Genomic DNA, 14792 nt, shown 5'->3' with positions numbered 1-14792 from the left:
GGCCCGCAAGGGTTACCAAGCTCAGTCAAACTCCGAATGCCATGGATTTAGTTCCGGGAGTCAGACAGTGAGTGCTAAGATCCATTGTCGAAAGGGAAACAGCCCAGACCATCAGCTAAGGTCCCCAAGTGTGTGTTAAGTGGGAAAGGATGTGGAGTTGCACAGACAACCAGGATGTTGGCTTAGAAGCAGCCACCATTGAAAGAGTGCGTAATAGCTCACTGGTCGAGTGACTCTGCGCCGAAAATGTAACGGGGCTAAACACACCACCGAAGCTATGGCTTGATGCTTTGCATCAGGGGTAGGGGAGCGTTGAATGCGGGTTGAAGGTGTACCGGAAGGAGCGCTGGACTGCATTCAAGTGAGAATGCCGGTATGAGTAACGAAAAGATCTGTGAGAATCAGATCCGCCGAAAGCCTAAGGGTTCCTGAGGAAGGTTCGTCCGCTCAGGGTAAGTCGGGACCTAAGGCGAGGCCGATAGGCGTAGTCGAAGGACAACAGGTCGAAATTCCTGTACCACCGTAATCCGCTATGAGCGATGGGGTGACGCAGTAGGGTAGTGACGCGGACTGATGGATGTCCGTCTAAGCAGTGAGGCTGATGTGTAGGCAAATCCGCACATCGTTAAGGCTGGGCTGTGATGGGGAGCGAAAATTAGAGTAGCGAAGGTCATGATCTCAGACTGCCAAGAAAAGCCTCTAGCCAGGAGAAGGTGCCCGTACCGCAAACCGACACAGGTAGGCGAGAAGAGAATTCTAAGGCGCGCGGAAGAACTCTCGTTAAGGAACTCGGCAAAATGACCCCGTAACTTCGGGAGAAGGGGTGCCTCGGTAGGGTGAATAGCCCGAGGGGGCCGCAGTGAAAAGGCCCAAGCGACTGTTTAGCAAAAACACAGGTCTGTGCGAAGCCGCAAGGCGAAGTATACGGGCTGACGCCTGCCCGGTGCTGGAAGGTTAAGGGGAGTGGTAAGCCTTCGGGCGAAGCTATGAACCGAAGCCCCAGTAAACGGCGGCCGTAACTATAACGGTCCTAAGGTAGCGAAATTCCTTGTCAGGTAAATTCTGACCCGCACGAATGGCGTAACGACTTGGGCGCTGTCTCAACGAGAGATCCGGTGAAATTTTAATACCTGTGAAGATGCAGGTTACCCGCGACAAGACGGAAAGACCCCATGGAGCTTTACTGCAGCTTGATATTGAATTTGGGTACGATCTGTACAGGATAGGTGGGAGCCGTTGAACCTTGAGCGCCAGCTTGAGGGGAGGCATCCTTGGGATACCACCCTGATCGTATCTAGGTTCTAACTTGGTACCGTGATCCGGTACGAGGACAGTGTCAGGTGGGCAGTTTGACTGGGGCGGTCGCCTCCTAAAGAGTAACGGAGGCGCCCCAAGGTTCCCTCAGAATGGTTGGAAATCATTCGAAGAGTGCAAAGGCAGAAGGGAGCTTGACTGCGAGACCTACAAGTCGAGCAGGGACGAAAGTCGGGCTTAGTGATCCGGTGGTACCGCATGGAAGGGCCATCGCTCAACGGATAAAAGCTACCCTGGGGATAACAGGCTTATCTCCCCCAAGAGTCCACATCGACGGGGAGGTTTGGCACCTCGATGTCGGCTCATCGCATCCTGGGGCTGAAGTAGGTCCCAAGGGTTGGGCTGTTCGCCCATTAAAGCGGTACGCGAGCTGGGTTCAGAACGTCGTGAGACAGTTCGGTCCCTATCTGTCGTGGGCGTAGGAAATTTGAGAGGAGCTGTCCTTAGTACGAGAGGACCGGGATGGACGTACCGCTGGTGTACCAGTTGTTCCGCCAGGAGCACCGCTGGGTAGCTATGTACGGAAGGGATAAGCGCTGAAAGCATCTAAGCGTGAAGCCCCCCTCAAGATGAGATTTCCCAATTAGTAAGACCCCTTGAAGACGACGAGGTAGATAGGTTGGGGGTGGAAGTGCAGTAATGCATGGAGCTGACCAATACTAATCGGTCGAGGGCTTATCCTAAAGATAAGACGCAATAAGTTTCGGATCCAGTTTTCAGGGTGTAACCTTGAAGTTAGAATTTGCGAGGCAAATTCATGTTTGGTGGCGATAGCGGAGGGGTTCCACACGTACCCATCCCGAACACGACCGTTAAGCCCTCCAGCGCCGATGGTACTTGGACCGCAGGGTCCTGGGAGAGTAGGACGCCGCCAAGCAAAAGTGAAAAAGGATGATAACCTTAGCAGGTTATCATCCTTTTTTTATGTATTTTGTGGATGGACACCTGCTTCTAAGGTTGACAGAGAGAAGATGCTTTGCGACACTCTAAGTGCGTATTTTTTTAAAAGGTCCAAGTATACGAGCGAGGTGACGAAGTATGAAGATCAGGCAATTACAACGTGAGGAATTTGAAGCAGCTATTGAATTATCCCAGTATGCTTTTCAGTTTACAATGCCCCCGGAGGATCTGGAGAAAGCTAAGAAGAAATTCAAACCAGAACAAACATGGGGAATCTTCGACGGGCACGAATTGAATGCTAAACTGACTTTGCTGCCGCTACAGGTATACATACATGGTCAGGTTTTTGATATGGGGGGCATTGCTGGTGTGGCAACGTGGCCGGAAAAGCGTCGCGGGGGTATGGTTTCACGTTTGTTGACGCATGCGCTTGAAGAGATGAAGACTGCAGGACAAAGCCTTTCTTTTCTGCATCCATTCTCATTTGCCTTTTATCGTAAATTTGGATGGGAAACATATATGGAGTACAAAAAGTACGTCATTCCAATTGATAAATTCCCTGCTAAACTTAAAACAGAAGGTATAGTCAAACGGGATATCAAAAATATTTCAGAATTGGACCAAGTGTATCAATCGTATGCTTCACGTTACAATGGTACGCTGGTACGAGATAAGGAATGGTGGCAGGAACGGATTTTAAATGAAAATTATCGAACTGTAGTATATTACACGGATGCAGGCAATCCTCAGGGATATGCACTATACAAAATAGAAGATAAACAGTTAAATTGTGATGAGTTGGTATATGAAAATGAGACGGCACGTCGGGCTTTGTGGACTTATTTTGCAAATCATGACTCAATGATAACCCAAGGTAAATTTATTTACGTTCCAGCAGATGACAACCTGCCCTTTTTACTCGATGATCCGCGAATTCAACAGGAAACGGTGCCTTATTTTATGGGGCGTATTGTGGATGCAGTTGCTTTTGTAGAGAGATACCCTTTTGAGCAGATTGGAGAAGAAACAAGTTTGACCTTACATCTGACAGATCGGTATGCCCCTTGGAATGAAGGAGTATGGAGATTAACAATTACTACGGAGGGGCAAGGACATCTGGCAAGAGTGGATACAAGCAATTTATCTGACAACGCCTTAGCAGCTGACTTGAAACTGGGGATTCAGTCATTAACAAGTTTAATGCTCGGCTACCAGCAAGCTGATAACCTGTCTAATTGGGGGCGTATTGAAGGAAGCAGTAAGTCTGTGGCTGCACTTAAACGTGTAATACCAATAAAACAAACGTTCTTATTGGATTTTTTCTGATAAAGCTCCAATTGGTTCTTCTTAATGTCCAACTTTTTTTTAACCAAATTGGATGTGGTTTATCATAATTACTCAAAGCTCTTTCCATAATGGGAAGAGTTTTTTGTAATATGGTATAAAACATAATTAGATTGCGAAAAATGGTATTGACCCCTTGGCAAAAATGAAATTTGTGCTATAATACGAATATAGTCAAAGAAAGTCAAAGTCAATTGGAATCAGTGTGATTCCACAAAAGTATCATGTTGTTGGATTGGCCGTATATAACAATTTGACAGCAAAAAAGTAAAAAATAACGACCTGATTTGCGTATAGTTAGGAGCTGCTTCTTATGTACAGAATTGAAGTGTATGATTTATCGCAAATAAAGGTCACACTAGAAACGAAACGGTACAATTCCAATGGATGTACAACAGGCAATAGCCTGAATGCAGCTTAGATTCGTGACTATATCGTTTGGTTAAGTTCAATATACGGCGGACTCTGTGGAGCGTGAAATGTACTTGAATACTTGCGTTTCCGTTAGTGGAGGATGATGAAATGCGCAATGTTTCCGACATTATTGAACAATATTTGAAGAGCATGCTGCTGGAAAGTCCCCAAGGCTTAGTGGAGATTCAGCGCAATGATCTGGCTGACCGCTTTTCCTGCGTACCGTCGCAAATTAATTATGTAATTAGTACCCGGTTTACGCTGGAAAAAGGTTATGTGGTGGAAAGTAAACGCGGTGGTGGAGGCTACATTCGAATTCAGCGAATTCAATTACCTGCACAACATGCGATTCATACACACCTTCATCAGAGCATCGGGGAGGAAATTAGCCAATCGGCAGCAGAAGGACTGATTTATCAGTTAGAGGAAGCTCATTTTTTAAGCAAAAGGGAAGCTGGTCTAATGAAGGCTGCTTTATCAAGAGATACATTATTGCTAAAGCTTCCCTATCGTGACCAACTGCGAGCAAGATTGCTTAAGGCTATGCTGATCTCGTTGCTGGCGGCCAAATAGCTAGTATCCATTAACCAGTGAATAGAGATTTGCAATTCAGATGTAGGGATTTGTAAAAATCCTGACGATGAAGGAGGTGCTTTTATGCTGTGCCAAGAATGTAATATGCGGCCGGCAACTTTGCATTTCACCAAAATTGTGAATGGCGAAAAGACAGAGTTTCATATTTGTGAGACATGTGCGAAGGAAAAAGGGGAAATGATCCCTGGAACACCTAATGGCTTTTCGATTCATAGCTTGTTGTCGGGGATGTTGGATTTTGACTCCAGCACAAAGAGCCAGTCTTCAGGTCACACTGTTCCCCAAAATCTGCAATGCAAGGATTGCGGTATGACTTATACACAGTTTAGTAAGCTAGGACGTTTTGGATGTCCATCATGCTATCAATATTTTGATAGTCGTCTGGACCCTCTGTTCAAGCGTGTGCATGGTAGTACGAGTCATGTTGGGAAAGTTCCGGTCCGTACTGGAGGCCGATTAAAGGTTAAACGGCAAATTGATGATTTAAAAAAAGAGATGCAACAACACATTGTACAGGAAGAATTCGAATCAGCTGCTGAGCTTAGGGATCAAATCAGAAAGCTTGAAAAAGAAATGACTGAAGAGTAAAGTTTGTGAAGAGTAGGAGGGAATGCGTGATGCCCAATATCCGATTTACGGAAAAGCCGCTAAGTGATTGGATGCGTGGTGATGCTGCGGATTCGGAGATTGTCATTAGCAGCCGGGTAAGAATTGCGCGTAACTTGCAGCATTTGCCTTTTCCCATGCTTGCTACCAATCAGCAGTCGGAAGAAGTGCTTCAACGCTTAACGGATATCCTTCAGTATGATGATTTGCGTCGTTTTGGTACTTTTCATACCTTGAAAATATCCGAGTTGGATGAGATCGACAAGCAGGTACTGGTTGAGAAGCACTTAATTAGTCCTAATTTGGCGAACGAATCTCGCAACGGTGCTGTGTTGATTAGTGATGATGAATCAGTTAGTGTTATGATAAATGAAGAGGATCATCTGCGTATTCAGTGCTTATATCCGGGATGTCAGGTGAGAGAAGCCTGGGAACGCGCTATGGTCATTGATGATGCATTTGAAGCTCATGTTGATTATGCATTTGATGATCGGAGGGGGTTTCTGACCAGTTGTCCGACGAATGTCGGCACAGGTATGCGAGCTTCGGTGATGATGCATTTGCCCGCATTAGTTATGACTCATCAAATCAATCGTATATTGTCCGCTGTTTCACAGGTAGGTCTTACGGTTCGCGGCATTTATGGTGAAGGCAGTGAAGCAGTTGGAAATTTGTTTCAGGTATCTAATCAGATTACCCTGGGACAAACCGAAGCGGAAATTATCGAGAATCTGCATGGCGTGGTGCTGCAAATTATAGAGCACGAACGTTCTGCCAGAGAACGATTGATGAATGAATCCATGCTGCGGATTACAGATCGGGTGATGCGTTCATTCGGTATTTTGTCATATGCAGCAGTTTTGGATTCCAAGGAGGCTGCACAGCGGCTGTCCGATGTACGTCTCGGTGTAGATTTAGGGATTTTGGAGCGTCCTTCCATTGCAGCGATGAATGAGCTTAATGTGATGACGCAACCTGGCTTTCTGCAAAAAAGCTTTGGGGATAAAATGAATACCGGTGAGCGCGATATGTACCGGGCGAAGCTGATCCGGCAAAAATTAGGCACAACCCTTTAATATATAGAATGATCTGAAATACACATTGTGGAGGTGCAGGATATATGATGTTTGGAAGATTTACGGAACGTGCACAGAAAGTGCTTGCCTTGGCCCAAGAAGAAGCTGTTCGATTGGGACACAACAACATTGGCACAGAGCACATTTTGCTAGGACTCATTCGTGAAGGCGAAGGAATAGCAGCGAAAGCCTTAATCGGTTTAGGGCTGGGACTGGAAAAAATCCAGGATGAAGTGGAAACACTGATTGGACGCGGTCAAGAGCAACCAACGAACATTGCCTATACTCCACGTGCCAAAAAAGTCATTGAGCTGTCTATGGACGAAGCGCGTAAATTGGGTCATACCTATGTAGGTACCGAGCATATTTTGCTAGGTCTCATTCGTGAAGGTGAAGGCGTAGCAGCACGTGTACTGAACAACCTGGGTATCAGTTTGAACAAAGCGCGTCAGCAAGTGCTTCAATTGCTCGGCAGCAGCGAGGCAGTTTCCAGCCATCACGGTGCTCCAGCTAATGTCAGCACGCCAACCCTGGACAGTCTGGCACGCGATCTGACAGCTTCTGCGAAGGAAAATAACTTGGACCCCGTTATTGGGCGCAGCAAGGAAATTGAGCGCGTTATTCAAGTGCTCAGCCGCCGTACAAAGAACAATCCTGTTTTGATCGGTGAACCTGGGGTAGGTAAAACAGCGATTGCCGAAGGATTGGCACAAAAAATCATAGCGAATGAGATTCCTGAAACCTTGCGCGACAAACGCGTAATGACACTCGATATGGGCTCTGTCGTAGCAGGTACTAAGTATCGTGGTGAATTTGAGGATCGCTTGAAGAAGATTATGGACGAGATTCGTCAAGCCGGAAATATCGTACTGTTCATTGATGAGCTGCATACGCTGATTGGTGCTGGTGGAGCGGAAGGCGCAATTGATGCGTCCAACATCCTGAAACCTGCTCTGGCACGTGGCGAGCTGCAATGTATCGGTGCTACTACGCTGGATGAATATCGCAAATATATTGAGAAAGATGCTGCTTTGGAGCGTCGTTTCCAACCTATTACAGTGGATCAACCTTCTCCAGAAGAAGCAATCCAAATCTTGTATGGTCTGCGTGACCGTTACGAAGCGCATCACCGTGTGAAGATCACGGATGAGGCTATTGAAGCTGCAGTAAGATTGTCAGATCGTTATATTACTGATCGCTTCCTACCGGATAAGGCTATTGACCTTATTGATGAAGCAGGCTCCAAGGTAAGGCTGAATTCCTATACAGTACCGCCAAACCTAAAACAGCTGGAAAACCGTCTGGAAGATATCCGCAAGGAAAAAGATTCAGCGGTACAAAGTCAGGAGTTTGAAAAGGCAGCTGCGCTGCGAGATACAGAGCAAAAGATTCGTGAAGAGCTGGATGTCACTAAAAACCAATGGAAAGAACAACAGGGGCGTACAGATTCCGAAGTTACACCAGAGGATATCGCTCAGGTTGTTGCCATCTGGACTGGTGTCCCAGTCAGCAAGCTAAAAGAAGAAGAAACACATCGTTTGCTGAATATGGAGCAACTGTTACATGAACGGGTGATTGGGCAGGAGGAAGCTGTTAAGGCAGTAAGCCGGGCGATTCGCCGGGCACGCGCCGGTCTGAAAGATCCGAAGCGTCCAATCGGCTCCTTTATTTTCCTCGGTCCAACTGGGGTTGGTAAAACAGAGCTGGCACGCGCCTTGGCTGAATCTATGTTTGGTGATGAAAATGCGGTTATCCGTATTGATATGTCCGAATATATGGAGAAGCACTCCACATCCCGTCTGGTAGGAGCGCCTCCAGGGTACGTTGGATATGAAGAAGGCGGTCAACTGACTGAGAAGGTACGTCGTAAGCCTTACTCTGTTGTGTTGCTGGATGAAATTGAAAAGGCACACCCAGAAGTATTCAATATTCTGCTGCAAGTGTTGGAGGATGGACGTCTGACGGATTCCAAAGGTCGTGTTGTTGACTTCCGTAACACACTCATCATTCTAACATCTAACGTTGGTGCGCAGGCAATCAAACGTAACTCCACGCTTGGTTTTACAGCTGTTGTGGACGCTGGGGCGGATTACGATAACATGAAGGGCAAAGTGATGGATGAACTGAAGAAAAGTTTCCGTCCTGAGTTCTTGAACCGGATAGATGAAATTATCGTTTTCCATTCTCTCGAAGAAAAACATATTGCTGAAATTGTTTCACTTATGTCTGAGGAGCTGCGTAAGCGTCTGAATGAGTATGAGGTGGACTTTGAGTTGACAGACAAGGCTAAGAATTTCCTTGCTAAGGAAGGCTTCGATCCAGCGTATGGTGCGCGTCCATTGCGTCGTGCAATCCAGAAGCATATTGAAGATCGCCTGTCCGAGGAACTGTTGACTGGAAACATTTCTAAAGGCGACTCTCTCTACATTGATGAAGAGAACGGTGCATTGACAGTAACGAAAAAGGATAATGTATCCGCGAAGTCCTAAAGCAGTTTAGTAAATAAAACATTAGAAAAGGGTGTCTCGCCGCTGGAAAGCTATTGCGAAGGCACCCTTTTTGTGTATTGAATACCTTGAAAGGGTAGGCTAAAAGCTTTGGGAAAGTTTGTGATATTGCTTTACGTCCGCCAAGCTTCAATGGTAAACTTTTATTGTTACAGCTCTTTCAGGTGCTGTGTGAAGATAAATTTGACATCATCGTCGTCAAGAAGGAGCCAGGGAATAAAGTATGGCTAAAGTGAAAACTAAATTTTCCTGTACGGAATGTGGCTATGAATCGCCTAAATGGTACGGAAAATGCCCTGGATGCCAGGCATGGAATTCCATGGTCGAAGAAACGGAAAGCGTTGTAAAAACTCAAGGAATGGGATCTTCCCTTCTTACTCATAGCACAAAAGACAAACCGCTTCCTATTATTGAAGTGGAAAGTGGCAAAGAAACACGAATTTTAACGGGAATTGGTGAATTAAATCGTGTACTTGGTGGAGGTGTGGTGCCAGGTTCACTTGTTCTGGTGGGTGGTGATCCGGGGATCGGCAAGTCTACGCTTATGCTGCAAACCTCTAATGAGCTGGCTTTAACTGGTTTAAAGGTACTGTACGTGTCTGGTGAGGAATCCGTCCGCCAAACAAAGCTACGTGCAGATCGTCTCGGTGCCTTGTCTCCCAGTCTGTACGTATTATGTGAGACGAATTTGGAGACGATTGAAGAAGCAGTAGACAGCTTGAAGCCAGAGTTTTTGGTCATCGACTCGATACAGACTGTATATTTGCCTGAGGTGACAAGTGCGCCTGGTAGTGTAGCTCAGGTGCGCGAGTGTACTTCACGATTTATGCGGATTGCCAAGGGATTAGGTATTGCTACAGTACTGGTAGGGCATGTGACCAAGGAAGGCGCTATTGCAGGTCCGCGTTTGTTGGAGCATATGGTCGATTGTGTACTTTATTTTGAAGGAGAGCGTCATCATACGTATCGGCTGTTGCGTGCGGTTAAGAATCGCTTTGGTTCTACGAATGAAATTGGTATTTTTGAAATGGCCGAAAGTGGTTTGCGTGAGGTGGCGAATCCTTCTGAACTTTTCTTGTCCGAACGGCCACTGGGGGTGGCAGGTTCCACCGTCGTTGCCAGTATGGAGGGAACCCGACCTGTATTGGTTGAACTGCAAGCACTAATTGCAGCTACACATTTTCCATCTCCACGCCGAATGGGTACGGGGATCGACCATCATCGGATGGGATTAATCATTGCCGTCCTAGAAAAGCGGATGGGCATGTTCTTGCAAAACCAGGACGCTTATCTCAACGTTGCTGGAGGCGTGAAGCTGGATGAACCAGCGGTGGATTTAGCTATAGCGGTGAGCATTGCTTCCAGCTTTAGGGATGCTCCTACCAAGCCGTACGATGTGATTTTTGGTGAAGTAGGACTGACAGGCGAGGTGCGGGCTGTATCCCGAGCAGAACAGCGAGTGCGAGAAGCGGAGAAATTAGGTTTCAAACGGGTAATCATGCCCGAGAAAAGCTTAAAGGGCTGGACACATCCGAAAGGGATACAAATTATAGGAGTTGGAACGGTGGCAGATGCACTGGCAGCTGCATTAGATTAGGGGGCATTGAGAATGAAGGAAGCGAGCCAACTGGATAAAATGAACGATTTGCTGCGGCTTGTGGCACCGGGAACTCCCTTTCGCGACGGATTGGAAAACGTTTTGCGTGCCAAAACGGGTGCTCTTCTGGTCGTTGGCTATAGCCCGGAAGTAATGGAAGTCGTGGATGGCGGTTTCTCTATTAATTGTGATTTTTCACCGAACTATTTGTATGAGCTGGCTAAAATGGACGGCGCAATCATATTGAGCGAGGATTTAAAACGAATTTTATATGCCAATACGCAATTGATTCCCGATTCCTCCATTTCGTCCATAGAAACAGGGATTCGGCACCGGACGGCAGAACGAGTTGCGAAGCAGACTGGCAAACTGGTTGTGTCTATTTCCCAGCGTCGTAATATTATTACGTTATATCAGGGGACTTTACGGTATGCGCTCAAGGAAATTGGGGTTATTTTAACGAAAGCTAATCAGGCCATTCAGACGCTGGAAAAATATAGATCCGTATTGGGGCAAGCCTCAACCAATTTAACTGCATCTGAATTCGAAGAGCTGGTTACCATGCCAGAGGTTGTTAATGTCATTCAACGAATCGAAATGGTGCTGCGCATCAAAATGGAGATCAAACGATTTATTAACGAACTCGGGAATGAGGGCAGGCTGATTAGCATGCAGATGGAGGAGCTTGTCAGCAATATTGAGGAAGAAGCTTGGTTGCTGTATAAGGATTATGCCAAAGACGACAGCGACGAGAAGATTCGTGAAATTATATTGGGACTCAAACGTTCTACGGACGACGAATTACTGGATGTAAATCATATTGTACGTTTATTAGGCTACCCTTCTTCAGCAGCGACATCAGAAGAATATATTGCTGCACGCGGATATCGGGTATTGAACAAAATACCTCGTTTGCCAAATGTAATTATTCATAATCTGGTGGAGCGATTTGGGCGTTTTCCACATGTCATGACAGCAACGATTGAAGAACTAGATGAAGTAGATGGCATAGGAGAGGTTCGTGCACGTACGATTAAAGAAGGGCTTAAACGTTTGCAGGAACAAGTTTTCATTGACAGACAAATGTAAATGTAATACAGTGAAAGGATTATAATGGAACAATTCATACATTGAGGTGAAGAGATGATTACCAAATCAATTCCGAACATGTGTACCTTGGGTAACTTGTTTCTCGGAATGATCGCCATTTTATTGGCCGTAGACGGAAAATACAGCCTTGCCGCTATTATGGTTATTGTCGCCATGTTGTTGGACGGACTAGATGGAAGGATGGCCCGGGCTCTGAATGCCCAGAGCGAATTCGGTAAAGAACTGGACTCCTTATCAGATATGATATCTTTTGGTGTTGCTCCCGCAGTTATTATGTACATGGTTGCTTTTCATGATGCGAATTCGGCTCTCGCTTGGACGGTTACAGCCATTTTTCCGATGTGCGGAGCATTGCGTTTGGCTCGCTTTAACGTACGTCCTGGTGTACCAGGTTATTTCACAGGTTTGCCCATTCCGGCAGCAGGTGGCGTATTAGCCACTTTGTCCTTATTCCATAACGAGATTTCTTTGTTATACATGTCGATTGCCATGTTGCTGGTCTCTTATTTGATGGTTAGCTCCATGAGATATCCGAATTTCAAAAAGGTCGGTCTTCCGAAAAAAGCGATCTGGATTGCTCCATGGGTCGTAATTGCAGCGGTGTTTCTGGCCGTTAAATTTCCTGATCAGCTGTCGAAGCTGATTTTTGTACCATTGGTGCTATATGCATTGTACGGTATGAAGCTGAACATTCGGAAGCTATCACGCAGACGTGGACGGGAACGAGATCGTTCTAATCAAGAAGAACAGGACGACCAATATCGTCATTCGCAACGTTAGTGTCAGACAAGAACTAGAAGAAGCATTTATTTCCTTGATTCATTCAGGGAGATAAATGCTTTTTTTATGCATAAAAAGTGAAAACACAGGGTTAGTTATGCGAGAAATGGATCATACTGGTAAGGGAAGTGCTATGTATCGAATAAATAGCAGACTATTGAAAAGAAAATAAAGGAGGTATAGAGACTCAATGTGGAGAAAGGCTATTTTAACTTTTACAGGATTGTGCGGCGCGTGGTTTGGCTATACGTTATACCAGCGGATAGGAGGCATCGTATCGTGGATGCCACAATGGTTGAGTGATGGTTCTTTACCAGGAATAGCTGTATGGATGTTAGCGGGAGCAGTGCTATTTATGGCTGGCTGCTCATTCGCAGGGGCGTCCGTGGCGAATCGATTGCAGCAGAGTATTGAAGGCTTGGTACGAATTCCGATGAATGAGATGATGGCAGGTGTGATGGGGTTAGCAGTGGGGCTGATCCTTTCCTTGGCAGTTTACCCACTCTTTTCAGGATTGGGGGCACCTGGTCTACTTATCCAAACTGCAGTTACCTTGGTATGCGGGTATGTGGGATTGATGGTAGGGCTAGAAAAACGGGACGAGCTGTCATCCTTTTGGAGCTCAGGTTTTTTTGGTCGGGGAGCGGATGTAGAAGAACGCAAGCTGGAGGAACATAAAATTTTGGACACCAGCGTCATTATAGATGGGCGTATTGCGGATATCTGCAAAACAGGGTTTATTGAAGGAACCATTGTGATTCCTGAATTTGTGTTGGAGGAGCTTCAGCATATCGCAGATTCTTCAGATTTACTTAAGCGTAATCGTGGACGGCGGGGTCTGGATATTTTGAATAAAATCCAAAAAGAACTAGATGTGAATGTGCTCATTTATGAGGGGGATTTTGAGGAAATTTCAGAGGTCGACAGTAAGCTGGTTAAGCTTGCAAAGGTGTTGCAGGGTAAAGTTGTAACTAATGATTTTAACCTGAATAAAGTATGCGAACTTCAAGGTGTGTCTGTGCTGAACATTAATGATTTGGCGAATGCAGTGAAGCCTGTCGTACTGCCCGGTGAGGAGATTATGGTGCAGATTATCAAAGACGGCAAGGAGCATGGGCAGGGGGTAGCTTATCTGGATGATGGTACGATGATTGTTGTGGAGGGTGGACGTGACTATATTGGCTCTCTCATGGAAGTGCTGGTCACAAGTGTACTTCAGACCTCTGCGGGTCGCATGATCTTTGCTAAACCGAAATTATTGGAAAAAGCTCAATAAACGAGGTATGATGAAGTAGATGTGTTATCATACGGATCGTCCAAGTGCGATCAGGGCAGGAGTTATTTGAATGAACAATCAGGTAGGAGTCGTGATTGTGGCGGCCGGGCGCGGCTCCCGTATGGGAACGCAGGAGAGCAAGCAATTTCTGCTTTTGCGAGACAAGCCCATCTTCATACATACACTTGAAATATTCGCAGCAATGCCTGAAGTGGATGAAATGGTGATGGTTACTGGAGCTGGAGATGTGGAACGTTGCAGAGACTGGGTTCATCAATACAAGATCAGCAAAAATGTACGAGTGGTGGCTGGTGGCAGTGAACGCCAGCATTCGGTTTATCGTGGTTTGCGCCACTTGCAAACAGATTGGGTGATGGTGCATGATGGTGTGCGTCCACTGATTCAACCTGAGCTTGTACGTTCATGCCTGGAGGCTGCCCAGCGTACTGGTGCTTCTGTAGCGGCAGTACCTGTAAAGGATACAATCAAGCAAGTGAACGGGGATGGTATCATTACAGCAACGCCGGATCGCCGAAGTCTGTGGAGTATTCAAACGCCACAGACTTTTCGTCTTTCCGATCTGCTGCGGGCCTATGAGGAAGCGGAGCAGTCAGGATTTTTGGGGACAGATGATTCTATGCTGGTGGAGCGGCTAGGCATTCCAGTTACTGTCGTCCAAGGCAGCTATAAAAACATCAAAATTACTACGCCTGAGGATTTGGAGATGGCGGAGTTATGGGTAAAGACAGAGGGAGAGGATATCAAATGATCAGAATAGGGCAAGGATTTGACGTCCACCAGCTGGTGGAAGGAAGGCCATGCATCATCGGAGGCGTACATATTCCGTATGAAAAAGGTTTGCTGGGCCATTCCGATGCAGACGTGCTGCTGCATGCCATTAGCGATGCCATCCTGGGCGCGCTTGGCTTGGGAGACATCGGAAAGCATTTTCCGGATAACGACCCTGAATTTAAGGACGCTGATAGCCTGAAGCTACTGGAGCATGTGTGGGGGCTGGCTAAAGAGCGGGGATATCGCTTGGGGAATATTGATTCTACGATTATTGCGCAGAAGCCCAAGATGGCATCGTACATCCCGCAGATGAATGAAATCATCGCCCGGGTGCTGGAAGCAGAGGAGTCGTCCCAGGTAAATGTTAAGGCGACAACGACGGAGCAACTCGGGTTTACCGGGCGAGGCGAGGGAATTGCGGCTCAATCGGTTGTCTGTCTAATCAAGTAAATGCTATCATCTTGAGTAATTCTATTTGGAGG

General features: G+C 46.4%; 11 protein-coding genes and 2 rRNA genes (1 of these 13 cut by a window edge). All 13 read left to right on the top strand.

Going from position 1 to position 14792, the window contains the following annotated elements; all coding sequences use genetic code 11:
- A 23S ribosomal RNA gene (locus tag PPM_RS23465) occupies window positions 1–1997 on the top strand; it begins 930 nt to the left of the window's first position.
- Between the two features lie 77 nt (window positions 1998–2074).
- Window positions 2075–2191 (top strand): 5S ribosomal RNA (gene rrf / locus PPM_RS23460).
- A 161-nt stretch (window positions 2192–2352) separates the two neighbouring features.
- Window positions 2353–3540, top strand: a complete 1188-nt coding sequence (locus tag PPM_RS23455; RefSeq protein ID WP_016324751.1) for a GNAT family N-acetyltransferase — start codon at window positions 2353–2355, stop codon at window positions 3538–3540.
- Between the two features lie 540 nt (window positions 3541–4080).
- Complete coding sequence (locus tag PPM_RS23450; RefSeq protein ID WP_013373295.1) at window positions 4081–4545, top strand: CtsR family transcriptional regulator; 465 nt, start codon at window positions 4081–4083, stop codon at window positions 4543–4545.
- 84 nt (window positions 4546–4629) lie between these two features.
- Window positions 4630–5154: a UvrB/UvrC motif-containing protein gene (locus tag PPM_RS23445; RefSeq protein ID WP_013373294.1), complete on the top strand. Its 525-nt coding sequence runs from the start codon at window positions 4630–4632 to the stop codon at window positions 5152–5154.
- Between the two features lie 29 nt (window positions 5155–5183).
- A complete protein-coding gene (locus PPM_RS23440) occupies window positions 5184–6248 on the top strand; it encodes a protein arginine kinase (RefSeq protein WP_013373293.1) in 1065 nt (354 codons plus the stop codon).
- Between the two features lie 44 nt (window positions 6249–6292).
- The gene (gene clpC / locus PPM_RS23435; RefSeq protein ID WP_013373292.1) at window positions 6293–8737 is read left to right on the top strand and encodes an ATP-dependent protease ATP-binding subunit ClpC; all 2445 of its coding nucleotides are present in this window, start codon (window positions 6293–6295) and stop codon (window positions 8735–8737) included.
- Between the two features lie 241 nt (window positions 8738–8978).
- Window positions 8979–10352 carry a DNA repair protein RadA gene (radA, locus tag PPM_RS23430; protein ID WP_013373291.1) on the top strand — a complete coding sequence of 458 codons (1374 nt, stop codon included), beginning with the start codon at window positions 8979–8981 and terminating at the stop codon, window positions 10350–10352.
- Between the two features lie 12 nt (window positions 10353–10364).
- Entirely contained in the window at window positions 10365–11441 is a 1077-nt protein-coding gene (gene disA, locus PPM_RS23425) for a DNA integrity scanning diadenylate cyclase DisA (RefSeq protein ID WP_013373290.1), read from the top strand.
- Between the two features lie 54 nt (window positions 11442–11495).
- Window positions 11496–12242, top strand: a complete 747-nt coding sequence (gene pssA, locus PPM_RS23420) for a CDP-diacylglycerol--serine O-phosphatidyltransferase (protein WP_013373289.1) — start codon at window positions 11496–11498, stop codon at window positions 12240–12242.
- 190 nt (window positions 12243–12432) lie between these two features.
- Window positions 12433–13518, top strand: coding sequence for a PIN/TRAM domain-containing protein (locus PPM_RS23415; protein WP_013373288.1), 1086 nt, complete (start codon window positions 12433–12435; stop codon window positions 13516–13518).
- A 70-nt stretch (window positions 13519–13588) separates the two neighbouring features.
- The gene (gene ispD / locus PPM_RS23410; protein WP_013373287.1) at window positions 13589–14287 is read left to right on the top strand and encodes a 2-C-methyl-D-erythritol 4-phosphate cytidylyltransferase; all 699 of its coding nucleotides are present in this window, start codon (window positions 13589–13591) and stop codon (window positions 14285–14287) included.
- Window positions 14284–14760 carry a 2-C-methyl-D-erythritol 2,4-cyclodiphosphate synthase gene (gene ispF / locus PPM_RS23405; RefSeq protein WP_013373286.1) on the top strand — a complete coding sequence of 159 codons (477 nt, stop codon included), beginning with the start codon at window positions 14284–14286 and terminating at the stop codon, window positions 14758–14760. The genes ispD and ispF overlap by 4 nt, the downstream gene beginning before the upstream one ends.
- Window positions 14761–14792: the final 32 nt, after the last annotated feature.

Source organism: Paenibacillus polymyxa M1, assembly GCF_000237325.1.
GTDB lineage: Bacteria > Bacillota > Bacilli > Paenibacillales > Paenibacillaceae > Paenibacillus > Paenibacillus polymyxa_C.
The sequence above is the reverse complement of the archived record's forward strand: the minus strand, read 5'-3'. Positions and strand labels throughout refer to the sequence as shown.